General features: G+C 73.4%; 20 protein-coding genes and 1 riboswitch. Of the genes, 9 read left to right on the top strand and 11 right to left on the bottom strand.

Annotated features, from left to right (window positions below; genetic code table 11):
* Nucleotides 1–37: 37 nt before the first annotated feature.
* The 5 genes from secD to IF651_RS02375 all read left to right on the top strand — a co-directional run bounded on the left by secD (nucleotide 38) and on the right by IF651_RS02375 (nucleotide 7,391).
* Nucleotides 38–2,053, top strand: coding sequence for a protein translocase subunit SecD (gene secD / locus IF651_RS02395; protein ID WP_191827451.1), 2,016 nt, complete (start codon nucleotides 38–40; stop codon nucleotides 2,051–2,053).
* Nucleotides 2,053–3,180, top strand: coding sequence for a protein translocase subunit SecF (gene secF, locus IF651_RS02390; protein ID WP_191827450.1), 1,128 nt, complete (start codon nucleotides 2,053–2,055; stop codon nucleotides 3,178–3,180). Before secD ends, secF begins: the two co-directional genes overlap by 1 nt.
* A 7-nt stretch (nucleotides 3,181–3,187) precedes the next feature.
* A complete protein-coding gene (locus IF651_RS02385; protein ID WP_422110428.1) occupies nucleotides 3,188–3,805 on the top strand; it encodes an adenine phosphoribosyltransferase in 618 nt (205 codons plus the stop codon).
* A gap of 65 nt (nucleotides 3,806–3,870) precedes the next feature.
* Nucleotides 3,871–6,219: a RelA/SpoT family protein gene (locus IF651_RS02380; RefSeq protein ID WP_191827449.1), complete on the top strand. Its 2,349-nt coding sequence runs from the start codon at nucleotides 3,871–3,873 to the stop codon at nucleotides 6,217–6,219.
* Between the two features lie 65 nt (nucleotides 6,220–6,284).
* The gene (locus IF651_RS02375) at nucleotides 6,285–7,391 is read left to right on the top strand and encodes an ATP-dependent DNA ligase (RefSeq protein ID WP_191827448.1); all 1,107 of its coding nucleotides are present in this window, start codon (nucleotides 6,285–6,287) and stop codon (nucleotides 7,389–7,391) included.
* A 48-nt stretch (nucleotides 7,392–7,439) separates the two neighbouring features.
* On the opposite strand, the gene IF651_RS02370 is transcribed toward IF651_RS02375, so the two are convergent.
* The 4 genes from IF651_RS02370 to IF651_RS02355 form a co-directional block, all read right to left on the bottom strand.
* Nucleotides 7,440–8,516, bottom strand: a complete 1,077-nt coding sequence (locus IF651_RS02370) for a DNA polymerase domain-containing protein (RefSeq protein WP_191827447.1) — start codon at nucleotides 8,514–8,516, stop codon at nucleotides 7,440–7,442.
* Between the two features lie 10 nt (nucleotides 8,517–8,526).
* Entirely contained in the window at nucleotides 8,527–9,180 is a 654-nt protein-coding gene (locus IF651_RS02365; RefSeq protein ID WP_191827446.1) for a hypothetical protein, read from the bottom strand.
* Between the two features lie 93 nt (nucleotides 9,181–9,273).
* Nucleotides 9,274–11,136 (bottom strand): DUF349 domain-containing protein, encoded by a 1,863-nt coding sequence (locus tag IF651_RS02360; protein WP_338403714.1) that lies wholly within the window; start codon nucleotides 11,134–11,136, stop codon nucleotides 9,274–9,276.
* Nucleotides 11,133–11,918, bottom strand: coding sequence for a peptidylprolyl isomerase (locus tag IF651_RS02355; RefSeq protein ID WP_191827445.1), 786 nt, complete (start codon nucleotides 11,916–11,918; stop codon nucleotides 11,133–11,135). The genes IF651_RS02360 and IF651_RS02355 overlap by 4 nt, the downstream gene beginning before the upstream one ends.
* Nucleotides 11,919–12,080: 162 nt before the next feature.
* Between IF651_RS02355 and IF651_RS02350 the strand changes: the two genes are divergently transcribed.
* From IF651_RS02350 to IF651_RS02340, 3 genes are all read left to right on the top strand, one after another.
* The gene (locus tag IF651_RS02350) at nucleotides 12,081–12,806 is read left to right on the top strand and encodes an MBL fold metallo-hydrolase (protein WP_191827444.1); all 726 of its coding nucleotides are present in this window, start codon (nucleotides 12,081–12,083) and stop codon (nucleotides 12,804–12,806) included.
* A gap of 63 nt (nucleotides 12,807–12,869) precedes the next feature.
* Nucleotides 12,870–14,276 carry a histidine--tRNA ligase gene (gene hisS, locus IF651_RS02345; RefSeq protein ID WP_191827443.1) on the top strand — a complete coding sequence of 469 codons (1,407 nt, stop codon included), beginning with the start codon at nucleotides 12,870–12,872 and terminating at the stop codon, nucleotides 14,274–14,276.
* Between the two features lie 50 nt (nucleotides 14,277–14,326).
* Nucleotides 14,327–15,010 carry a M23 family metallopeptidase gene (locus IF651_RS02340; RefSeq protein WP_191827442.1) on the top strand — a complete coding sequence of 228 codons (684 nt, stop codon included), beginning with the start codon at nucleotides 14,327–14,329 and terminating at the stop codon, nucleotides 15,008–15,010.
* A gap of 44 nt (nucleotides 15,011–15,054) precedes the next feature.
* Here the strand turns inward: IF651_RS02340 and IF651_RS02335 are convergent, their stop codons facing one another.
* The 3 genes from IF651_RS02335 to IF651_RS02325 are packed head-to-tail and all read right to left on the bottom strand — an operon-like array spanning nucleotide 15,055 to nucleotide 18,234.
* Nucleotides 15,055–15,828 carry an energy-coupling factor transporter transmembrane component T family protein gene (locus IF651_RS02335; RefSeq protein ID WP_191827441.1) on the bottom strand — a complete coding sequence of 258 codons (774 nt, stop codon included), beginning with the start codon at nucleotides 15,826–15,828 and terminating at the stop codon, nucleotides 15,055–15,057.
* Nucleotides 15,825–17,591 carry an ATP-binding cassette domain-containing protein gene (locus IF651_RS02330; protein ID WP_191827440.1) on the bottom strand — a complete coding sequence of 589 codons (1,767 nt, stop codon included), beginning with the start codon at nucleotides 17,589–17,591 and terminating at the stop codon, nucleotides 15,825–15,827. Before IF651_RS02330 ends, IF651_RS02335 begins: the two co-directional genes overlap by 4 nt.
* On the bottom strand, nucleotides 17,584–18,234 hold the full coding sequence (locus IF651_RS02325; RefSeq protein WP_191827439.1) for an ECF transporter S component: 651 nt from the start codon (nucleotides 18,232–18,234) through the stop codon (nucleotides 17,584–17,586). Before IF651_RS02325 ends, IF651_RS02330 begins: the two co-directional genes overlap by 8 nt.
* A gap of 107 nt (nucleotides 18,235–18,341) precedes the next feature.
* Nucleotides 18,342–18,461: riboswitch (TPP riboswitch) on the bottom strand.
* A 66-nt stretch (nucleotides 18,462–18,527) separates the two neighbouring features.
* On the opposite strand from IF651_RS02325, the gene IF651_RS02320 reads away from it, so the two are divergent.
* Nucleotides 18,528–20,345, top strand: a complete 1,818-nt coding sequence (locus IF651_RS02320; RefSeq protein WP_422110427.1) for an Rv2578c family radical SAM protein — start codon at nucleotides 18,528–18,530, stop codon at nucleotides 20,343–20,345.
* Between the two features lie 64 nt (nucleotides 20,346–20,409).
* Here IF651_RS02320 and IF651_RS02315 read toward each other — a convergent pair whose 3' ends face one another.
* The 4 genes from IF651_RS02315 to IF651_RS02300 all read right to left on the bottom strand — a co-directional run bounded on the left by IF651_RS02315 (nucleotide 20,410) and on the right by IF651_RS02300 (nucleotide 23,215).
* Nucleotides 20,410–20,736 carry a DUF1330 domain-containing protein gene (locus tag IF651_RS02315; RefSeq protein ID WP_191827437.1) on the bottom strand — a complete coding sequence of 109 codons (327 nt, stop codon included), beginning with the start codon at nucleotides 20,734–20,736 and terminating at the stop codon, nucleotides 20,410–20,412.
* A gap of 87 nt (nucleotides 20,737–20,823) precedes the next feature.
* On the bottom strand, nucleotides 20,824–21,291 hold the full coding sequence (locus IF651_RS02310) for a TIGR03618 family F420-dependent PPOX class oxidoreductase (protein WP_191827436.1): 468 nt from the start codon (nucleotides 21,289–21,291) through the stop codon (nucleotides 20,824–20,826).
* A gap of 111 nt (nucleotides 21,292–21,402) precedes the next feature.
* Entirely contained in the window at nucleotides 21,403–22,338 is a 936-nt protein-coding gene (locus tag IF651_RS02305) for a glycosyl hydrolase (protein ID WP_206715093.1), read from the bottom strand.
* A gap of 121 nt (nucleotides 22,339–22,459) precedes the next feature.
* On the bottom strand, nucleotides 22,460–23,215 hold the full coding sequence (locus tag IF651_RS02300) for an RNA polymerase sigma factor (RefSeq protein ID WP_191827434.1): 756 nt from the start codon (nucleotides 23,213–23,215) through the stop codon (nucleotides 22,460–22,462).
* Nucleotides 23,216–23,263 lie beyond the last annotated feature (48 nt).

Below are 23,263 nucleotides of genomic sequence, written 5' to 3'. Positions count from 1 at the left end.
CAGCTGCCCCCGCACGCGCACGAGAAGAGACGGACAGTTGGCCACCACCACACGACGAGCGAGGCCCGTACGGACCCTCGTCACCCTGGGCATCCTCATCATCGTCCTCTTCGGGGCCCTCTTCGCAGGGACGAAGCTCGACCCGAAGACCGAGGACAACCCCGAGGGTGCGAGTCTCACGCCGGGACTGGCGCTCGACCTCGAGGGCGGCACGCAGATCGTGCTCAAGCCCGTCACGACGGACGACTCCGAGGTCACGACCGAGACGATCAACCAGGCGATCCAGGTCATACGCCAGCGGATCGACGCCCAGGGCGTCTCCGAGGCCGAGATCACGCGCCAGGGACAGCAGAACATCGTCGTCGGGATCCCCGGACAGCCGAGCCAGGAGACGATCGACCTCGTCAGCACGTCGGCGCAGATGCGGTTCCGTCCGGTCCTGACCGTCGGCGCGCCGACGGCCACCGCGGCGGAGTCGGACGACGAGTCGGCGGACGCGACCGAGGAGTCGGCGGACGCGACCGAGGAGTCGGCCGACGCGACCGAGGAGTCGGCCGACGCGACCGAGGAGTCGGCCGACGCCACGGACGAGTCTGGCGAGCCCACGGACGAGACCACGACGGACGACGCGACCGAGGGCGGCGACAACGCTGCGGCCGCTCCCGAGAACCCGAGCGACCTGGCGCAGATCACGCCGGAGCTCCAGGAGCAGTTCGACGCGCTCGACTGCACGCTCCCGGAGAACCGCGTCGGGGGCGACAGCGGTCCGACCGACAGCCCCTTCGTGTCGTGCTCGGAGGACGGCCTCGCCAAGTACATCCTCGGTCCGGTCGAGATCGAGGGAACCGACATCTCGAACGCGAGCTCGGGGCTCCGGGTCGGCCCGAACGGTGCGGTCACCAACGAGTGGGTCGTCAACATCGAGTTCGACGGTCAGGGCACGGCGGCGTTCCGCGACGTCACGACCCGCCTGGTCTCCCTGCCGAGCCCGCAGAACCAGTTCGCGATGGTCCTCGACGGGCTCGTGATCTCCGCTCCCGTGGCGAACGACCCGATCCCGGACGGCAAGGCCGAGATCTCGGGAAGCTTCACCCGGGAGTCCGCCGCGACGCTCGCCAACCAGCTGAACTTCGGTTCGCTGCCGCTGACGTTCGACGTGCAGAGCCAGGAGCAGATCTCGGCGACGCTCGGGTCGGACCAGCTGCAGAAGGGTCTGCTCGCCGGCGCCATCGGTCTGCTCCTCGTGGTCATGTACTCGCTCGTCCAGTACCGGGTGCTCGGTCTCGTCACGGTCGCGTCCCTGGTGATCGCGGGCCTGGTGACCTTCGGCGTGATCGACGTGCTCTCGTGGGCCATCGGGTACCGGCTCTCCCTCGCCGGTGTCGCCGGCCTCATCGTCGCGATCGGCATCACCGCGGACTCGTTCATCGTGTACTTCGAACGCATCCGCGACGAGCTGCGTGACGGACGAACCCTCGACCAGGCCGTGGACAAGGGCTGGGAGCGTGCGCGCCGGACGATCCTGGCGTCCGACGCCGTCAACTTCGTCGCGGCGATCGTGCTCTACTACCTGGCCGTCGGCGGGGTGCGCGGGTTCGCCTTCACGCTCGGCCTGACGACCCTCGTCGACCTCGTCGTCGTCTTCCTGTTCACCCACCCGCTCATGAAGCTCCTCGCCCGCACGAAGTTCTTCGCGAACGGACATGCGGCGTCGGGTCTCGACCCGCGCCGACTCGGGGTGGAGAGCCTGCGCTACGCCGGCCGCGGTCGCGTCACGACGGGCGCGCCGTCGCGCTCTGCGACAGCCACGTCCGAGGTCGACGCGCTCGACGACAGCGGCCTCGGCACGCAGGCGTCGCCGGGCGATGCCCCGACGGCACCGGTCCGGGAGACCGTCGGCGCGAGCGTCGGAGCGAGCGGGGACGGTCCGCGCATGACGATCGCAGAGCGTCGTGCCGCTCAGCAGCGGGCAGCGGCAGCGGAGCCACCCCCGGACACGGACGACATCGCGGACGCGCCAGCCGCCGACGGCGAGAACGAGGAGAAGCGCTGATGGCCATCGGTTTCGCCCAGTGGGGCAACGATCTCTACACCGGACGCCGCTCCTACAACATCGTGGGGAACCGCAAGCGGTACTTCGTCGCGGCGATCGTCGCGGTGGTGCTGTCGCTCGGGATCATCGGGCTGCGGGTCGCCGGCGACGGGCTCAACCTCGGCATCGAGTTCCGGGGCGGGTCGGAGTTCACGGTCTCGGGCGCGAGCGACGCGGACGAGCAGGTGGCGGTCGACGCGGTCGCGCAGATCGCGCCCGAGGAGGTCCCGCGCGTCTCCGTCGTGGGGACCGAGGGCGTGCGCGTCCAGACCGCGCAGCTCAGCCAGGACCAGGTGCAGGAGGTCCGTTCCGCCCTCGCCGACGCCTATTCCGTCCCCGTGGACGACGTCACGAGCTCGTACATCGGCCCGTCGTGGGGACAGGACGTCTCGCAGAAGGCGGCGCTGGGACTCCTGGTCTTCCTCGTCCTGGTGAGCCTCGTCATGACGATCTACTTCCGCAACTGGCGCATGGCGGCGGCTGCGGTCATCGCGCTCTTCCACGACCTCGTGCTCACGATCGGCATCTACGCCCTGATCGGCTGGGAGATCACCCCCGCCACCGTCATCGGTCTGCTGACGATCCTCGCCTACTCGATCTACGACACCGTCGTGGTGTTCGACAAGGTCCGCGAGAACACCGCGGGCGTCGTGAACCAGACCCGCAGCACGTACGCCGAGCGAGCGAACCTCGCGGTCAACCAGACGATGGTCCGCTCGATCAACACCTCGGTCGTCGCGCTGCTGCCGGTCGCGTCGATCCTCTTCATCGGCGCCTTCCTGCTGGGTGCCGGGACGCTGCGCGACATCTCGCTCGCGCTGTTCGTCGGCATGGCGGTCGGCGCGTACTCGTCGATCTTCCTCGCCACGCCGCTCGAGGTCACGTTCCGCGAGCGGGAGGCCGCCATCCGGGAGCACACGGCCAAGGTCACCGAGCAGCGCGCCGCACGCCTCGCCGAGGTGGGGGACGCGGGTACCGAGGACGCAGTCCTGGCCGCTGCCGGTGTCGCCGAGGGTCACCGCCAGCTGCAGCCGGGCTCGCACCAGGGTGCGGCGGCGCAGCCGCGCCGCAAGCGCTCCTCCCGGTGATCGACCGGTGAGCGAGTCACGGTCGGCCGAGGCCGGGTGGCTCGTCCCCGAGACCGACGGCGTCCGCGCCGTCGGTCTCGGTGCGCTCGACCCGGCGCAGACGGAGCGTCTGCTGGCCCTCGTGCGCGCCGTGCCGGACTACCCGGTCGCGGGAGTCACGTTCCGCGACATCACCGGGCTCCTCGCGGACGGCGTCGCGTTCGGCCACGTCGTGGCGGAGCTCGCCCGTGCGGCGCAGGGCTGGGGCGGGATCGACCTGGTCGCGGGGATGGAGGCGCGCGGGTTCCTGCTGGGCGCACCGATCGCGACGAGCCTGGGCGTGGGTTTCCTCCCGCTGCGCAAGGCGGGAAAGCTCCCACCACCCACGGAGTCCGTGAGCTATGACCTCGAGTACGGCACCGCTGCCCTCGAGCTGCGGTCGGGAACACTTCCGGTGGGTGCGCGTGTTCTCGTGGTGGACGACGTGCTCGCCACCGGTGGCACGGCGGCCGCAGGAGTCGACCTGGTCGAACGCTCCGGTGGCGTCGTGGTCGGCCTGGCGTTCCTCATGGAGCTCGCCGACCTGGGCGGACGGGCACGGCTCGCAGGCCGCGAGGTCGCCACGCTCCTGCACGTGGAGTCGTAGGATTGCCTCTCGGCCGGAGCACCGGCCGTCGCACGGCCAGGGGCACGAACGTGAGGGAGGCGCGCATGAGTGAGGACACGCGGGCACCGCGCGCGCCCAAGGACCCGGACGCGGTGAACCAGCGGACACCAGGACCGCAGCCGAACCCGACGCGTGGGGTGCGCTCGCGCCTGGCGCGCTTCGGCGCGCGGCCGGCCGGCAGCCCCGCTCTCGAGCCGGTGCTGCAAGCCGTGCGGACCCAGCACCCCAGGTCCGACCTCACGGTCCTGGAACGGGCCTACGAGACCGCCGAGCGAGCGCACCGCGGTCAGCTGCGCAAGAGCGGCGACCCGTACATCACGCACCCGGTCGCGGTCGCGACCATCCTCGCCGAGCTGGGCTTCGACGGCTCCACGCTCGCTGCGGCGCTCCTGCACGACACGGTCGAGGACACCGAGTTCTCTCTCGACCAGCTGCGCGGCGAGTACGGCGACGAGGTCGCCATGCTCGTCGACGGGGTGACGAAGCTCGACAAGGTGACCTACGGGGACGCGGCACAGGCGGAGACCGTGCGCAAGATGGTCGTCGCGATGGCGCGCGACATCCGGGTCCTGGTCATCAAGCTCGCCGACCGGCTGCACAACGCGCGGACGTGGAAGTATGTCTCGTCGTCGTCCGCCGAGCGCAAGGCCCGCGAGACCCTGGAGATCTACGCCCCGCTCGCGCACCGGCTCGGGATGAACACGATCAAGTGGGAGCTCGAGGACCTGTCGTTCCAGGCCCTGTACCCGAAGGTGTACGACGAGATCGTGCACCTGGTGGCGGAGCGCGCACCCGCACGCGAGGAGTACCTCGCGGTGGTGCGTGACCAGGTCACCGCGGACCTGCGGACCGCCAAGATCAAGGCGGCGGTGACGGGGCGGCCCAAGCACTACTACTCGATCTACCAGAAGATGATCGTCCGCGGCCACGACTTCGCCGAGATCTACGACCTCGTCGGTGCGCGCGTCCTGGTGGACTCCGTCCGCGACTGCTACGCCGCCCTGGGCGCGCTGCACGCGAGGTGGAACCCGGTCCCCGGGCGGTTCAAGGACTACATCGCGATGCCCAAGTTCAACATGTACCAGTCGTTGCACACGACGGTCATCGGACCGGGCGGCAAGCCGGTGGAGATCCAGATCCGCACGCACGAGATGCACCGTCGTGCCGAGTACGGGGTCGCCGCGCACTGGAAGTACAAGGAGACCGCGAAGCAGGGCACCCGGTCGGACAAGGTCGACCCGGCCGCGAGCGACATGAAGTGGTTGCGTCAGCTCGTGGACTGGCAGCGGGAGACGGCCGACCCCGCGGAGTTCCTCGACTCGTTGCGCTTCGAGATCGGCGGGGCCGAGGTCTACGTCTTCACGCCCAAGGGCGACGTCATGGCGTTGCCAGCGGGCTCCACCCCCGTGGACTTCGCCTACTCGGTGCACACCGAGGTCGGTCACCGGACGATGGGCGCGCGTGTCAACGGACGTCTGGTCCCGCTCGACTCGACGCTCGAGACGGGTGACGTGGTCGACGTGCTGACCTCGAAGTCCGAGACCGCGGGGCCCAGCCACGACTGGCTGGCGTTCGTGAAGTCCCCGCGTGCGCGGAACAAGATCCGCCAGTGGTTCTCCAAGGAGCGTCGCGAGGAGGCCGTCGAGCACGGCAAGGACGCGATCGCGAAGGCGATGCGCAAGCAGAACCTGCCGATCCAGCGACTCCTGTCGCACGAGGGGCTGGTCGCGCTCGCCAACGAGATGCGGTTCGACGACGTCACGGCGCTCTACGTCGCGATCGGCGAGGGGCAGACGTCGGCTGCGAACGTCGTCTCGAAGCTCGTGCAGTCCATGGGCGGCGACGAGGGGACCGTCGAGGACGTCGCCGAGACGGCTCGCCCGGGGCAGACCGCCCGGCGGGTCCGCACGGGCGACCCCGGGGTCATGGTCAAGGGCGTCGACGACATCTGGGTCAAGCTCGCCAAGTGCTGCACCCCGGTGCCGGGCGACGAGATCATCGGGTTCGTCACACGCGGTCAGGGCGTGAGCGTGCACCGCGTGGACTGCGGGAACGTCGTCGGCCTGCGCAACCAGCCCGAGCGGATCGTCGACGTCTCCTGGACGGCGGGCAACAACACGATGTTCCTGGTCCAGATCCAGGTCGAGGCGCTCGACCGCTCCAGGCTGCTGTCCGACGTGACGCGGGTGCTCTCCGACTACCACGTGAACATCCTGTCCGCCAGCGTCTCGACCTCGAACGACCGCGTCGCGCTGTCGAGGTTCGTGTTCGAGATGGCCGAGCCCGGGCACCTCGCCCAGGTGCTCAACGCGGTGCGCAAGGTCGACGGGGTCTTCGACGTGTACCGCCTGACCGGGTCGCGCGAGGAGCACCACCCGGCGCTCTCGGTCTGAGGCCGCCCGCCGTCGGTGTCGGCGGTCGTTCGCGCGCCGCAGGAGCCGGTGGCAGCATCGGAGCCATGGACCTGCCCGTCATGCCGCCGCTGCTGCCGATGCTCGCCAGGCCCGCCCCGGAAGTGCCGGAACCGGACGCCACGGCCGCCGGGTACGTGTACGAGCCGAAGTGGGACGGCTTCCGGGCGATCGTCTACCGCGACGGTGCCGAGGTCCGCATCGACAGCCGCAACGCGCGACCGATGGAGCGCTACTTCCCGGAGGTCGTCGACGCGGTGCGCGCGGCGCTCCCGGAGCGGTGCGTGGTCGACGGCGAGATCGTCCTCGCACAGGACGGTCGCCTCGAGTTCGAGGTGCTGAGCCAACGGATCCACCCCGCCGCGTCGCGGGTGCGTCTGCTCGCCGAGCAGACGCCCGCGAGCCTCGTCGTCTTCGACGTCCTGGCGCTCGGGGACGACGACCTGACCGCGCTGCCCCTCGGGCGCCGTCAGGAGGTGCTCGACGGGCTCGGCCTCGACGGGCCGCAGGTCCACGCGACACCGCGCACGCGTGACGTCGGACTCGCACGGCAGTGGTTCGACCAGTTCGAGGGTGCCGGGCTCGACGGTGTGGTCGCCAAGCCTCTCGACGGGACCTACCAGGCGAACAAGCGCGCGATGCTCAAGATCAAGCACGGGCGGGAGGCGGACGTCGTCCTCGCGGGGTACCGGCTCCACAAGTCGTCGACCGTCGCGCAGCCGCTGGTCGGCTCGCTCCTCCTCGGCCTGCACGACGACGAGGGCCGGCTCCAGTTCGTCGGCGTCGCGGCGTCCTTCCCCATGGCGCGCCGTGCCGAGCTCGTCGCCGAGCTCGCACCGCTCGTCGTCGAGCCGGGGACCTCGCAGGCCGACGACCACCCCTGGTCCGGGTGGGAGAACCCCGCCGGTGAGCGGATGCCCGGCGCGGTGTCCCGGTGGAGCGCGGGAAAGGACCTGTCGTTCACACCGCTGCGGCCCGAGCGTGTCCTCGAGGTCGCGTACGACCACATGGAGGGCGCACGGTTCCGGCACACCGCGCGGTTCCGCCGCTGGCGCGACGACCGGGATCCGGCGTCGTGCACGTACGCCCAGCTCGACGAGCCCGTGCGCTACGACCTCGGGGGGATCCTGCCCGGTGCACCCGGCGTCGCCTGATCCGGCCACGCCGCTCGACCAGCCCCGCGATCGCGGGAACCCACACCGTCAGTCCGTGGGCCGGTCCTTGTCGCGCGAGGGCTGCACGCGCTTCGGCTCACCCGGCATCTTCGGGTACTCCGGGGGGTACGGCAGGTCCCCGAGCCCGTGGTCGGCCTCGTCCTGCCGAGAGAGCTCGAGCGCGGGCTCGAGCGAGGCGCCGGGCTCGGTGCGGTCGGCGCGGAGCGGGGCGAACAGGTCGCCCACCGTGGAGTACCGCGCCGGCATCGTCAGGACGTCGAAGTCGTCCGGGTGGACGTCGGCCAGCTCGTCCCAGCGCAGGGGGGCGGAGACGGTCGCCCGGTCGTTCGCCCGGATGGAGTAGGCGGAGGCGATGGTGCGGTCGCGTGCCATCTGGTTGTAGTCGACGAAGATCTTCGAACCTCGCTCCTCCTTCCACCACTTCGTGGTGACCTGGTCGGGCAGGCGTCGTTCGAGCTCGCGCCCGATCGCGATCGTCGCCCGACGCGCGGCGACGAAGTCCCACTCCGGGGCGACGGGCACGAACACGTGGATGCCGCGTCCCCCGGAGGTCTTGGGGTACCCCGGGAGGCCGAGCTCGTCGAGCAGCTCGTGCAGGTGGGGCGCGACCCGTGCCGCGTCCTCGAAGTCCGTGCCGGGCTGCGGGTCGAGGTCGATGCGCAGCTGGTCGACGGCTTCCACGTCGCGACCGAGCACGGGCCACGGGTGGAACGTGAGGGTACCGAGGTTGGCCGCCCACGCGACGACGGCGAGCTCGCTCGGGCACACCTCGTCCGCGGTGCGTCCGCTGGGGAACGCGATGCGCGCCGTGCGCACGTAGTCCGGTGCACCCCGAGGTATGCGCTTCTGGTAGAACGCGTCACCGCTGTTGTCCGTGCGCGTGCTCATGCGCGCGCCGGGGAACAGACCCTTCGGCCACCGCTCGAGCGTCGTCGGCCGGTGGAGCAGCGCCCCGAGGATCCCGTCCCCGACGGACAGGAAGTACCGCACGACGTCCAGCTTGGTCAGGTCCCGGGTCGGGAACACGACCCGGTCCGGGCTCGTCACGCGGACGGTGCGGCCCTCGACCTCGAGCTCCACGGGCGGGGTCTTCGCACTGGCCATACGCGCCAACCTAGACCGACTCCGTCCCCTCTGCGAGCAGGCGGGTCAGAACCCCTCGTGCCGCGTCGCGTCCCTGCCACCGGTAGCGGAGCTCGAGCGTACGCAGCGCGAGACCGACGTCGAGGCGGCAGGTCCTCCGCAGCCCGCGCAACGCCGGCAGCGCCGCGTCGCGACGGACGCGGCTCGCGATGTCGATCGCGGTGCGCTGGACACCGGTGACCTGGACCCCGGCGACGAGCACGGTCTCGTCGGCGAGGACGGTGGCCTGTCGCGGCGCGCGACCGCTCACGGGAGGAGGCCGGTGCATCCCGGGCGGGTACAGCACGTCCAGGGACGACGGGGCGCGGGTCCCGGCGAGCACCCACGCCGCACCGAGGCCTCCGAGCACCGTGCGTCGTGGGACGAGGTCGCGCACGGCGAGGGCACGCAGGGTGGACGTCACGGGGACCGCGGACGTCGTGGCCACCTCGCCCCACAGCCGCACGAGCGCACCCTCGTGCTGCAGGGTCTGGAACGCGGCGGCCCCGCCCACGTCTCGCGGGTGCACGAGCAGACCCACCTCCGGGACACCGGGGTCGAGGAGCCGCGCGAGCGGCGGGTACGACGCCGGGGGGTCGGGGCGCGCTCGTGCCGTGTCGGCGGGGGCGGTGGTGGCGGTGCTCACCCGCACACCGTGCCGCATCGCGGTGCGCACGCGAAAGGGGCCGCCGCTCGCCTGTGGACGAGCTGCGGCCCCCGGTCCGGGGCGGACGTCAGGTCAGCCGCGCGCGTCGTGCGCGGCGCGCTCGACCTGTTCGAGCCACGACCGACGTGCCGCCAGCGCGGTCTCGAGGTCCGAGACCGCACGCTCGTCACCCGCGTCCCGGGCGGTCCGCAGCTCTGCCTCGAGGTCGGCGATCGCCGACTCGAGCTGGGCGGCGGCACCCTCCGCGCGAGCGCGCGTCTCCGGGTTGGACCGTGACCACTGCGACTCCTCGGCGTCGCGGACGGCGTTCTCGACGGCGCGCAGGCGACCCTCGACCCGCTGCAGGTCGCCGCGCGGGACCTTTCCCGCGGCCTCCCAGCGGTCCTGGATGTCGCGGAGCGCGGATCGCGCCGCGCCCAGGTCCTTGACCGGGACCAGGGCCTCGGCCTGGGCGAGGATCTTCTCCTTCACCTCCAGGTTGGCGGCGTACTCGGCGTCCGTCGCGGCGTTCGCCGCGTCCCGGGCCTGGAAGAACGTGTCCTGGGCCGAGCGGAACCGGGCCCACAACGCGTCGTCGTCCTTGCGGTTCGCCCGCCCCGCGGCCTTCCAGCGGGCCATGAGGTCGCGGTAGGCGCCGGACGTGGGCCCCCACTCCGTGCTCGAGGTCAGCGCCTCCGCCTCGGCGACGAGCTGCTCCTTCTCGACCTTCGCCGAGGCGTTGCGCTGCTCGAGCTCGGCGAAGAAGTGGCGCCGCTCCCGGTCGAACGCGGTGCGAGCGTGGCTGAACCGCTTCCACAGCGCCTCCTCGCTCGTCCGGTCGACGCGGGGTCCCTGCCGCTGTGCCTCCTTCCACCTCGCGAGGAGGGAACGCAGCTCCTCGCCGGCCGGACGCCACTGCATGCGAGCCGGGTCGGTCGCGGCGATCGCCTCGGCAGCGACCACGATCTCGGTGCGTGCCTCCAGAGCCGACGCCTTGGCGGCGGCGCGCTCGGCCTCGAGCTGCGCACGCCGGCCGGCGGCCGCCTCACCGAGCGAGGTCACCCTGCCTCGCAGGGCGTCCAGGTCGCCGACGGCCGCAGGCTCGGCGGTCTCCTGGGCGAGCCGTGCGAGGGTCTGGTCGATCTCCTTGACGGAGAGGTCCGTGCTCGTCAGGCGCGTCTCGAAGAGCGCGACCTTCGCCTGCAGGTCGAGAAAGCGACGGACGTACAAGGTCAGCGCCTCGTGCGTCTCGACGCCGGGGAACTGGCCGACGACCCGCTCGCCCGAGCTCTCGCGCACGAACACGTTGCCCTCGTCGTCGACGCGACCGAACCCTTCGGCGGCCTTCGCCGCGGCGGAGTCGTCGGCCAGGGCAGGGACGTCCGGTGTCGTCGGCACGGTGGGGGCGGTCGCCGTCCCGCCGGACGGCGCCGGCTTGCGCGGCGGGTGCGGGATCGCGGCCGGGGTGGGGCGCGGGCCCGGACGGGGTGCAGGCCGCGGTGCCGGTGCCGGGGACTGCGCCTGCGCACCGGGCTCCGTCTCCGGATCCGCCGCGGCGGTCTCCTTCGGCTCCGTCTCCGGCTCGGCAGCTGCGGTCTCCTCCGGCTCCGCCTCCGCGGTCGGCTCCGGCGCGGCCTGCGTGCCCGCCGCGTCCGGCTCGAGAATCTCCGGCGCGGCAGGCTCCGGCGCGGCAGGCCCGGGCACGGCGGGAGAGCTCGCCGGGTCGGCGGTGTCCGCGGTGTCCGCGGCGTCGGCATCGGTGGTGGAGGCGGTGCCGGTCGGCTCGACGTCCGTGGCTCCGGTGTCGGCGGACTCGTCGACGGTGCTCGTCGTCGCGGTCTCCGGTGTCGCCTCCTCGGTGGTCGCGACCCGTTCGGCCTCGCCCGACTCGGCCCGCGGTGCAGCGGGCTCGTCGGCCACCTGCGCCTGCGCCTGGTTCTCGGCGTTCTCGCTCACTGGGTCTCAACTCCTTCGATGGTGACCGGGGTGGCGGGGGAGCCGTCGCCGGCCCCGTCCGTCGTCCCCGCGTCAGCGACTGCCTGGACGGTGTCCAGGCCGGACGTGATGGTGCCGAGCACCGTGTATCCACCCGCCGCGTCGGACGGGATGGTCGAGTCCTCGTAGACGAGGAAGAACTGGGACCCCATCGACTCGGCGTTGCCGCCCTGGCGCGCCATGGCGACGGTCCCGGCCGGGTACACGTCGTCGGACGGTGCGTTCTCGATCGGGCCGAACGAGTAGCCGGGGCCTCCCGTGCCCGTGCCGGTCGGGTCGCCGCACTGGAGCACGTAGATGCCGGACGTCGTCAGGCGGTGGCACGAGGTCCCGTCGAAGTAGCCCGCCTCGGCGAGCGAGACGAAGCTCGCGACGGCCTGCGGAGCGGCCGCGCCGTCGAGCGTGAGGTCGATCTCGCCCACGCTCGTGGACAGCATCGCGTCCCAGTCCCGCCCCTCGGCGGCGGAGGCGGGGGGCAGCGTGTACCCGCCCGTCGGGTCAGCGGGGTCCTCGCCGGCGCCGGTGGTCGTGTCCGACCCGCCCGACGGCGAGCCGCCCGGGTCGGTGTCGGACTGCGACGCGGACAGCGCCCACCACACGACGAGCGCGACGAGGGCGGCCGCGCCGACGACGCCCGCGACCGTCCAGGCACGCTGGCGCCTGGCACGCAGCCCGGCCTGGTGGGCGGCCCACTTCTCCTGGCGCCGGCGCTCGGTCTCGCGCTCCTGCTTCTTCGTCGGCAACTCTGCTCCCTCGTCGTGCGCCGTCCTGGCGCGCACAGCGGACCAAGATGGTGACCCGGTCGGTACCGGACAGTCTAGGCATCGAGAGCCGCACCGCCCCGCGGATCTGCGCCTCGCAGGTCACGTTCCGGTATCGACAGGCGCCCCGATAGGCTCCCGGTCATGACCGTGCACCTCGTCGTCGCGTCCGTCTTCGGCACGAACTGCGCGGTGCTCGTCGCCCCCGACCGACAGTGCGTGGTGGTCGACGCCGGCGCCGGTGTGGCGGACGCGGTGCTCGAGCTGGTGGAGCAGCACGGCCTGGAACCGCGGGCGGTGCTCGCGACGCACGGGCACGTGGACCACACGTGGGACGCGGCGGTCCTGTGCGAACGTCTCGACGTGCCGTTCGTCCTGCACGCGGCCGACGCGTACCGGCTCGCCGACCCGTTCGGGACGATCGAGCACCGTGCGCCCGGACAGCGGGACGCGTCCGACGCGCTGGTCTCGGGCCCGCTCGGCGCCGCGCTGCGCGAAGCCGGAGCGCGTCCGCAGGACTATCGCGAGCCCGGCGTCGTCGAGACGTTCGACCTCGGACCGGGCCAGCGGCACGAGCTCGCGTGGGGCGGCCTGCGCCTCACCGCCGTCGGGGCGCCGGGGCACACCCAGGGGTCGACGCTCTACCTGCACGGGACGCCCGGCGCCGGGCTCGTGCTCAGCGGTGACGTCCTGTTCGCGGGGTCCGTCGGGCGCACCGACCTGCCCGGCGGGGACGGCGCGACGATGGCCCGGACCCTGCGGGACGTCGTCGGGCGCCTCGATCCGGGCTGGGACGTGCTCCCGGGGCACGGGCCCGCGACCACGATCGCGCACGAGCGCACGTCCAACCCGTTCCTCCTGCCGGCCTGAGCACGAGGGCGCGCCCGCTCCCGATTGCCCGTCCGGGCGTGGCGTCTGGAAGGATCGGGTCCCATGGCCAGGCCCACACCTCTCTCCGGATTCCCCGAATGGCTGCCCGACGGACGGATCGTCGAGCAGCACGTCCTCGACACGCTGCGCCGGACCTTCGAGCTTCACGGGTTCGGCGGGATCGAGACGCGGGCCGTCGAGCCGCTCGAGCAGCTCCTGCGCAAGGGCGAGACGTCCAAGGAGGTCTACGTCCTGCGTCGCCTGCAGGAGGACGCCGAGGGGGGGCAGGCACGCAGCAGCAAGGCCGACAAGCAGCTCGGCCTGCACTTCGACCTCACGGTCCCGTTCGCGCGCTACGTGCTCGAGAACGCCGGGCACCTCGCGTTCCCCTTCAAGCGTTACCAGATCCAGAAGGTGTGGCGCGGTGAGCGCCCCCAGGACGGGCGGTTCCGCGAGTTCGCGCAGGCGGACATCGACGTCGTCGGTGCCGGCGACCTCCCGTACCACTTCGAGGTCGAGCTGCCGCTGGTCATGGCCGAGGCGTTGGGCGCGCTGCGGGACATCGGCGTCCCCGAGGTCCGCGTGCTCGTCAACAACCGGCGAGTCGCGGAGGGCTTCTACCGGGGGCTCGGGATCGACGCCGTCGACGACGTGCTGCGCCAGATCGACAAGCTCGACAAGGTCGGACCCGAGAAGGTCGCCGCGCTGCTCGTCGCCGAGGCGGGGACGACGCCCGACCAGGCCGAGGCGTGCCTCGCGCTCGCGGCGATCAGCGGGAGCGACGGCACCGTCGTCGACCGTGTGCGGGCGCTCGCGGCCGACCGCGGTGTCGAGAGCGAGCTCCTCGAGACCGGTCTCGCCGAGCTCGGCGCGCTGATCGAGGCGGCGAGCACGCGTGCGCCGGGCGTCGTGGTCGCGGACCTCAAGATCGCGCGAGGACTCGACTACTACACGGGCTCGGTCTACGAGACCCTGCTCGTCGGCCACGAGCAGCTCGGGTCGATCTGCTCGGGCGGCCGGTACGACACGCTCGCCTCCGACGGTGCGAGCACCTACCCGGGCGTCGGCCTGTCGATCGGGGTGTCGCGCCTCGTGTCCCGCCTGCTGTCCGCGGGGCTCGTGCGCGCGACGCGGTCGGTTCCGAGCGCCGTCGTCGTGGCGGTGTCGAGCGAGGAGACGCGGCCCGCGTCGGACGCGGTCGCGACGACCCTGCGCGCACGCGGCATCCCCGTCGAGGTCGCGCCGGCGGCGGCGAAGTTCGGCAAGCAGATCCGCTACGCCGACCGGCGCGGCATCCCGTTCGTCTGGTTCCCCGGCGCCGGGACGGGAGGCGACGGCACGGTGGAGGCCGAGCCGCACCCCGACCAGGTCAAGGACATCCGCTCGGGCGACCAGGTCGAGGCCGACGCCGCGACCTGGGCCCCGCCTGCCGAGGACCTGTGGCCACGAGTGGTCCCGGCGACGCACTGACCGCTTGCGCCGACGGGGGCCGGCACGATCCGCGCCGCGGAGGAGGGGTGATGACCGACGTCGTCGAGCTCGCACTGCCCTTCCGCGGGACGTGGCGTGTCGGGAACAGCCCGGCCCGGCGCGTGCCCAGCCACGGCACCCACCTGTTCGCGACCACGTACGCGATCGACTTCGTCGCGGTCCGCGACGGACGCTCGGCGAGCGTGCGGGACTGGCGCACGGCCCTGGGCACGGAGCCGCCCGACCGGTTCGTCGGTTTCGGCGTGCCCGTGCTGGCACCGGCGCCCGGCCGGGTGGTGGCCGTCCACGACGGCGAGAGCGACCACGAGGCCCGGCGCTCGCCGTCGGCCCTGGTCGGGTACGCGCTCACCCAGGCGGCACGAGCCCGTGGTGGTGCGGGCGCCCTCGCCGGCAACCACGTGATCGTCGAGCTGGACCTCGGACGCGACGGCGTCCGGGCGTTCGTGGTGCTGGCGCACCTGCGGGCGGGCTCGCCGGTCGTCGCGGCGGGGGACCGGGTGGTGACGGGCCAGCAGGTCGGCGCGTGCGGGAACTCTGGGAACTCGACGCAGCCGCACGTGCACGTGCAGGCGATGGACGGCATCGACCCGTTCTCGGCGCACGGCCTCCCGATCGTCTTCACCGCCTTCCGGACGTGGTCGCGTCGCCGCGGCGCACCCGTCGTGGTGGACCGGGGCGTGCCGGGTGAGGCGGACGTCGTCGAACCGGTCTGACGATCGGTGACCTGGCCGGTCGCCCGGCAGCACGTCCTCGCGCCTCACGCGGTCAGGCGACCGATGCCGGTCAACCACCCCCCGTACGCTCCGGCCACGACGACGGCGCCGGCCAGGGCCAGGACGACGACCGCGGCCACGACGTCGCCGCGCGCGAGCGGGACCGGCCGTGCGGTGGTCCGCGGTCCGGAGCCGAGACCGCGCGACTCGAGCGCGACCGCGATGCGCTCGGCGCGCCGGATCGCACCGACCAGGAGGGCGAACGCGGCCGTCGCGAGCGCACGCGGGGACCGGGGGAGGTGTCCTCGCCGCCGCCGGGGATCTCGCACGGCCTGGGCGCAGCGGACCGTGTGCCACACCTCGGGCAGCTCGGTCAGCAGCCGGTGCGCCGCGAGCACCGCGAACGTCCACGACGCCGGGAGCCGCGCGTGCTGGTGCAGGCTCGTCATGAGCCGGACCGGTTCGGTGGTCAGGACGAGCGTGACGGACAGCATGCCGACGAACAGGGTGCGCAGCGCGAGGCAGAGGCCGAGGGCGAGGCCGTCCGCGCCGACCGTGAACGGCCCGAGCGGGACCTGCTCCCCGCCCGGACGGGTCACGACGTTGACGACGAGCAGGCTCGTCCCGAACACCAGGAACGGGACGTGGGCGAGCGCCGCGGTGCGCACCGGCACCCGCCCCAGCACGAGCAGGGCGCCGAGGGTCAGGACGTAGCAGAGCGCCGGGGTGACGGGGTCGGTGACGAGGAGCGCCGCGGTGGAGAGCACGAGCACCACCGCGAGCTTCACCGTCGGGTTCCACCGCTCGAGCGGGGTCATGACGTGCCCGACGCGTCGGCGTGCGCGCGGGCGCGCCCCGGGCCCCCGGTCGGACCGCGCGCGCCGGTCCCGTCGAGCTCCCGGTCGAGCACCGTGCCGAGCGCGCGCACGCCGACCCCACGAGCCCGCCCCGTGCGGACCCACCAGTCGAGCAGCGGTGGGCGGGCGAGACGGGCACGCGCGCACAGCCCGTCGTCCGACAGCACCTGCGCGACCTCGCCCTCGGCGACCACCCGACCGCCCACGACCACCGCGACCCGGTCGGCGACCTGCGCGACGAGCATCAGGTCGTGCGTGACGAGACCGACGGCGGTGCCGACGTCCGCGAGGCCGCGCAGCACGGCTGCCGTGGCGCGGGTCTGCGCGCCGTCGAGACCGAACGTCGGCTCGTCCGCGAGCAGGACGCCCGGGTCGAGCACGGTCGCGGTCGCGAGCGACAGCCGACGCTGCTGCCCGCCCGAGAGCCGGTACGGGCTCGCGTCGGCGTGCGCGGTGAGCCCGAGCTCGGCCAGCGTGCGCTCGACCCGCTCCGCCGGGGCGTCGAGGCCCGCGAGGCGGACCGACCACGCGACCTCGTCGCGCACCGTGCGCGCGAGGAGCTGGTGCTCGGGGTTCTGGAAGACCATGGTGACCGGGACGTCGGTACGCGTCGTGACGCTGCCCGTCGTGCGCTCCAGCCCGGCGAGACCGCGCAGGAGCGTGGACTTGCCACCGCCGTTCGGTCCGACGACGGCGACCAGCACGCCGGGTTCGAGGTCGAGGTCGACGTCGTGCACGACCGCCTCCCCCCGACGGTGGACGGTCAGTCCGCGGGCGGTCAGGGCCGTCGCCGACGGTGTCGTCGGTGTCCCGGCAGGTCCCGTGCACGGGACCCGCACGGGGGAGTGCGGTGCGCCCGGCCGGCCGGCCGCTCTCGCCACGAGCCAGTCGTCGGTGCGCGGGTCCTCGAGCGGGCCGGGTGCCCCCGCCGCCTCGAGGTGCACGTCGAGCGGGAGCCGGCACCCGAGGTCGAGCAGGGCGTCGCAGTGCGCGCGCAGCACCGCGGCCGTAGGGCCGTGGGCGAGAACGCGGCCCGCGTGGTCGAGGACGAGGGTCGCGTCGGGCAGACGCCCGAGCTCGTCGAGGCGGTGCTCGACGACGACGACGCTGCGGGCGGCGACCTCTCCCGGGGCCGGACCGGGGACCGGTCCGACGAGGGTGGTGACGAGTCCGCCGACCTCGCGGGCGCCCGCCGGGTCGAGCAGCGACGTCGGCTCGTCGAGCACGAGCAGGTCCGGGTCGGTGACGAGCGCCGCGGCGAGCGCGACCCGCTGCGCCTCCCCGCCCGAGAGCTCGTGCGTCGCGCGGTCGGCGAGGTGCGTGGCGCCGACGGCGCGGAGCGCGCGGTCCGCACGCTCGTCCATGCCGGCGACGTCGGCCCCGCGGTTCTCGAGCGCGAACCGCAGCTCGTCCTCGACGACGCCCAGGCACAGCTGGTCGCCCGGGCTCTGCTGGACGAGCCCCACGCTCGCGGCGAGACGGGGGACGGGTACCTCGCGCGGGTCCTGCCCGACGACGCTCACCTCGCCCGCCACGACGCCCGGCAGCGTCTGCGGGACCACGCCCACGAGCACGCGCAGGAGCGTCGACTTGCCGCACCCCGACGGCCCGACCACGAGCAGGCTCGAGCCGGCCGGGACGACGAACCCGACGTCGTCGAGCACGGCTGTGCGGTCGTGGCCCACGTCGACGGTCAGCCCCCGGGCCCGGACGGCGTCAGCCACGACGTACCGTGCGGCGCGTGCTGCTCGGGTCGGCCGTGCCGACGGCGAACGCGTCGAGGGCTCCCGTGCGCGCGAGCGCGTCGCCGAGCAGGCGCGCGGCGATCCCGCACAGCACGACGCACGAGACGACCTGGACCGCGAGGCGCAGCCCGGCGTAGTCCTGGCCGAGCCATCCGTAGCGCACGGCGTTGAAGCCGAACGTCACGACGGCGGCGCTCACGCCCGAGGCGACGAAGACCCACCACCCGTACCGGCGGTAGCGCGCGAGCGCGAACGGCAGCTCCGCGCCCGCGCCCTGCACGAGGCCCACGAGCAGGAGCATCGGGCCGACGGGCGAGGCGAGGAACACGACCTCGACGAGAGCGGCGAGCGTCTCGGCGAGGATCCCCGCACCGGGCTTGCGGACGATGTACGTGGCGAGCGGTCCGACGACGATCCATGCTCCTGCGAGGACGTTCGACGCGAGGTCCGCGAGCGGTCCCATCGCGAGCTGCAGCGGCGCCCAGAGCTGGACGAAGGCCCAGTAGACGAACCCGAACACGACGCCGAGAACGGCGATCAGGACGGTCTCGTGGAGGGTGAGGCCACGCCGCCTCCGGCTCGTGGGGGGAGCGGTCGGCGCGCAGGTGTCGGGCTGGGACATGCGGTTCCCTTCGTCGTGCCCCGGAGCCGAGGGTGCACGACGACGCGTCCCGCCCCTGCGCCCGACGAGCCCGGTGCGCGGTCGCGCGGGCACGGCACGGCGCAGGGACGCTGACGTCGGCCCTGCTCCCTTCGCTGGTACGAACCAGATCAGGTTCCACGGGTCTGCTGGCAGGACGGGTGTCCGGCCGGCACTCTCAGCGCTCGTGCGCTCCCCGGGGGCGTTCGAGCCGACCCTAGGGCCTAGTCCACGAGAGGACAATCCCGGCGTCTCACGTACCGGGACGTACCGCCGTGGAGCGGGAGGGCTGGTTATCCGGCCCGGATCGTCGTGACAGCGCCTGCAGCCGCCCCTGGGAGCCGAGCAGCACCTCGTTCCTTGACACCCGTTCGAACGCCTGTTCGAATGGGTGCGTGCGATGGGACGGACAGGCGATCGGTGCCGACGACGGCGCGCTCCCGGGGCTGGAGCGCGTCGGTCTCGTGCGCAGCGTGCGCACGCCCGAGTTCGCGGGCATCACGTTCCACGAGGTGACCGCGAAGAGCGCGCTGTCGAAGGTCCCGGCGATGTCGCGGATGCCGTTCCGCTGGACCGTCAACCCGTACCGTGGCTGCTCGCACGCGTGCACGTACTGCCTGGCGCCGACGACGCCCGTGCTGATGGCCGACGGCACGCACCGCCCGATCGGCGATCTGCGCGCCGGCGACGAGATCATCGGGACCGAGTCGCACGGTCACTACCGGCGCTACGTCCGCACGTACGTGCTCGACCGCTGGGAGACCCGCAAGCGCGCGTACCGCGTGACGCTGGCGGACGGGACCCGGATCGTCGCGAGCGCGGACCACCGGTTCCTGACCGAGCGCGGCTGGCGGCACGTGGTCGGGGGCGCCGGTCGGCGTGCACACCTCGCGCTCGGTGACAGGGTGGTCGGCCCCGGGCGGCGAGGACTGCGGGAGCTCGCGGGGTCCACGGGCGGTGCCGCGGACTCCGCGAGGCTCCTCGGGCAGGCCGTCACCGGAGGGGACGGGCTGCGCGTCGAGGCGCTCGAGGCCCTCGGGGGCGTCGACGACCTCGTCGGGCTCGTGGACATCACGACCGGGACCCGCGACTTCGTCGCCGACGGGGTCGTCTCGCACAACTGCTTCGCCCGCCCCACGCACGAGTACCTCGACCTCGACCCGGGCGAGGACTTCGACCGCGAGGTCGTGGTGAAGGTCAACGTCGACGACGTGCTGCGCGCCGAGCTGTCGAAGCGGTCGTGGGTGCACGAGCCGGTCGCGCTCGGCACGAACACCGACCCGTACCAGCGGGCGGAGGGGCGCTACCGGCTCATGCCCGGGATCATCGGGGCGCTCGCGGAGTCGCGGACCCCCGTCTCGATCCTCACCAAGGGCACGCTCCTGCGCCGCGACCTGCCGCTGCTCACCGACGCGTCGTCGCGCGTCGAGGTCGGTATCGGCGTGTCGCTCGCGCTCCTCGACCCCGGGCTCCAGGCCTCGGTCGAGCCCGGTACGCCGACGCCGCGGGCGCGACTCGACCTGATCCGCGCGGTCCGCGACGCCGGGCTGCCGTGCGGTGTCATGGTCGCGCCCGTCCTGCCCTGGCTCACCGACTCCACGCGCGCTCTCACCGAGCTGCTCGACGCCGTGCAGGACGCGGGCGCCACCGGCGTGACGGTGCTCCCGCTGCACCTCAAGCCGGGTACGCGCGAGTGGTTCATGACCTGGCTCGGACGCGAGCACCCGCACCTCGTCGCCGGGTACGACCGCGTCTACGGCCGGGGAACGTACGCGTCCACGGCCTACCGCTCGTGGCTCTGGGACCGCGTGCGCCCGATGCTCGAGGCGCGCGGGTTCGCCGTGCCCGGTCACCGCGGTCCGGTCGGCGTCGAGGGGCGGTTCCCCGGCGTCGAGGGGCGGTTCCGCAGCGGCGAACCGGGCGGGCTCGGCGGGCGCACCCCGGGCACGCTCCCGGTCGACGGCGTGTACCCGGAGGGCAGCCTCGCGCGCGGGCGGCACGACGCCCCCGGTCGCGGGGCGCTCGCCGGTATGCCGGTGGACGGAGGCGGGCTCGACGTCGCCGGCGCCGGGGCCGAGCAGGTCCTGTTCTGACGGTGCCTCCCTCGATGACGCTCCCGCCCTCGGGACGAGGGACACCTTGCCGGGGGTGCGCGGTTCAGCCGACCGGCGCGACCCGCAGGATCTCCGTGCGCGCGATCGCGCGGTCCCGGACGTCGAGCCGGGCGGTGCGCTCGGGGTCGGCCAGGTACGCGGCGAGGGCGTCGTCGTCGGGCAGCTCGATGACCTGGACCTCGCAGGGCTCCCAGGCGTGCTCGGCGGCTCGCTCGAGGGAGGTGGCGGCCTCACCGGCGACGTTGCGCACCCGCGAGACGACGCGGCCGCCGTGCCGGGGGACGAGGGCGAGGACCTGCGACTCGTAGTCGGTCAGCAGGTCGGACTGGCCGGGGTGGGACCACAGCAGGACGCACAGGGTGAGTGGCACGACGGGCTCCGAACGGTAGGGGATCGTGACCGGCGTCGCCCCCGGACCAGGGCGGACGACCGCACCCCACTGTCTCCCGAACGCGGGTCAGTCGTCCGCGAGGCGCGCGGGGAACCCGCCGGTCGCGACCGGGCCCCACCGGTCGATCGTGATCCGCACGAGCGCCTTGCCCTGCGCGACCATCGCGGCCCGGTACTCGTCCCAGTCGGGGTGCTCCCCGCTGATCGACCGGAAGTACTCCACGAGCGGCTCGAGCGCCTCGGGCAGGTCGATCACCTCGGCCGTGCCGTCGACCTGGACCCACGCGTCGGAGAACCTCTCGCCCAGGGACAGCAGCGACGCCCGGGCGTTGCGGCGCAGGTTGGCCACCTTCGCCCGCTCCGGGTACGTCGACACGACGACCCGCCCAGCGGCGTCGACCCCGTACGTGACCGGGCTGAGCTGGGGCGTGCCGTCGGCCCGCGCCGTGACGAGGATGCCGTCGTGACGCGTGCGCAGTAACTCCTCGAGCTCGTCGCGCTCGACCCTGCGGTTGGTGGCGGCGGTGCGGGCCACGGGTGCCTCCTCGTTCGGACGGGACGGGTACGCGACGACCCTATCGTCGTCCCGGTCCCGGTCCCGGTCCCGGTCCCGGTCCCGGTCCCGGTCGCCGCTCGCACGACCCGGTCAGGGGGCGGCCTCGAACGCGCGGCCGGCGGGGGTCGCGACGGGGCCCGGCAGGTACAGCCCGGTTCCCCGCACGCCCTCCGTGGCGGGCAACCCGAACCAGGCGTACCGCTGCACGTAGTCGAGGTCTGCCAGCATGTCGGCCGCCTCGGTGAGGAACGCCGCCTGCTCGACGTCGCTCGCGTGCCGCACACCGTGCGAGAAGTCGATCAGGGCGAACTCGGTGAGCCAGATCGGCTTGCCGTAGCGGTCGTGGACCGCCTCGAGATAGTCGCGGAGCTGCGCCGTGGCGCGGCCGGCGTCGAAGTCCCCGCCATACCAGTGCAGGGTGACGAAGTCGACGCGGTGACCGCGCTCGGACGCGCCCCGCATGAAGCGGTCGAGCCAGCCACCTTCCTGGTCGCCGCCCCACGCCACCGCTGGGCTGCCCAGCGCCTGCCCCGTCGACTCGAGCCGCGGCCACAGCTCGAGCGCCTCCTCGACGCTCATCTCGGCCTGACCGTCCAGGTCCGGCTCGTTGAAGCCGAGGAGGTACGGACCCTGCCGCCCGGCGCGCGCGAGACTCTCGTCGGTGACCTGGTCGCGCCCCCAGACCATCGGGACGAACTCCGCGCCCGAGGTCAGGCCCGGCCCCGGGTCCGTCCCCCACGTGTAGTACCAGCCGGCTCCCGAGGCCGTCAGTGCGGGCGCGGCGTCGGCGAGCTCCCACACCGCGACGCCCTTCTTGCCCGACGGCGGCGCGATCGTCCGCGCAGACGGCGCCGCGGCGTCCTGGCTCGTGTCCTTCGCCGCGTCGACTGGGCCGTCGGCGGCGGTGGGCCGGGCCGGCTCGACCTCGACGACGCCTCGTTCTGCCGGTTCGGCGTCGCCGGTCAGGATGAGCGGGTCGGGCTCCCAGGCCGACGCCTCGGGACGGGCCGACGCGGCCGTGGGCACCACCGGTGTGGCCGCGGGGCACCACGTCGAGGTGCGCCGCCGACGTCGGGCCTGCGGAGGGGACGCCGGTCGACGTGGACAGCAGGCCGGCGAGGCTCCCGGGCGGGACCAGCAGCGGGAGTCACGCGAGCAGACGCTCGGGAGCCGCGGTGCGGTCCAGCGCACCCGCGCAGCGCGGACAGCCCCGCACGTGGCGAGCGAGCCGCTTGCGCCACATCGGGCTCGGGGTGCCGTCCCACCGGCGGGCCGCGTCGTCGAGCCCGGCGCAGGGCGGCGCGGTCTCGAGGGCGGCGACGATCGCGAGCCCGGTGGACAGACGTTCGCGCATGCGCTGGACCCGGACCGCGGCGTGGCGACGCTCGACGTCCAAGGACCGTGCCAGCTCCGTACGGGTCAGCTCGCCGCTCGCCTCGAGCCACCACAGCGCCAGCACGTCCCGGTCCTGCGGATCGAGCCAGCGGGTCGCCTCCGCGATCCGGCGCCGCTGACCCTCGAGCAGGAGCTGGTCGATCGTGGTCGTCACGAAGTCGCCCGCCGGGTCCCGTTCGACGTCGGCGGCGACGAGCTCCGCCAGGTGCGCGCGCTCGTACCGGCTGCGCCGCATCCAGTCGCGCACCTGACGCACCGTGATCGCGACCAGCCACGACCGGAACGACTGCTCCTGCTCCAACGACCCGATCCCGCTCACGACACGCAGGACCGACTCCTGGACCACGTCGTCGGTGTCCGGGTGCCCGTCGAGCGCACGCCCGACGACGTTGTACACGAGGGGCAGCGACTGGGCCACGAGCAGGTCGAGCGCCCGCGCGTCGCCCGCTCGCGCGGCCACGACCACGTCCACCGGGACGTCCGGGGTGCCTCGCGAGCTCGGTGCCATGTGTCGTCTCCTTCGTCCTTCGTCCTTCGTGTGCGCGGCACCCTGCAG

Origin of the sequence: Cellulosimicrobium arenosum (genome assembly GCF_014837295.1) — a bacterium.
GTDB lineage: Bacteria > Actinomycetota > Actinomycetes > Actinomycetales > Cellulomonadaceae > Cellulosimicrobium > Cellulosimicrobium arenosum.
Note: the sequence above shows the minus strand (reverse complement) of the source record. Positions and strands in the feature narration are given on the sequence as shown.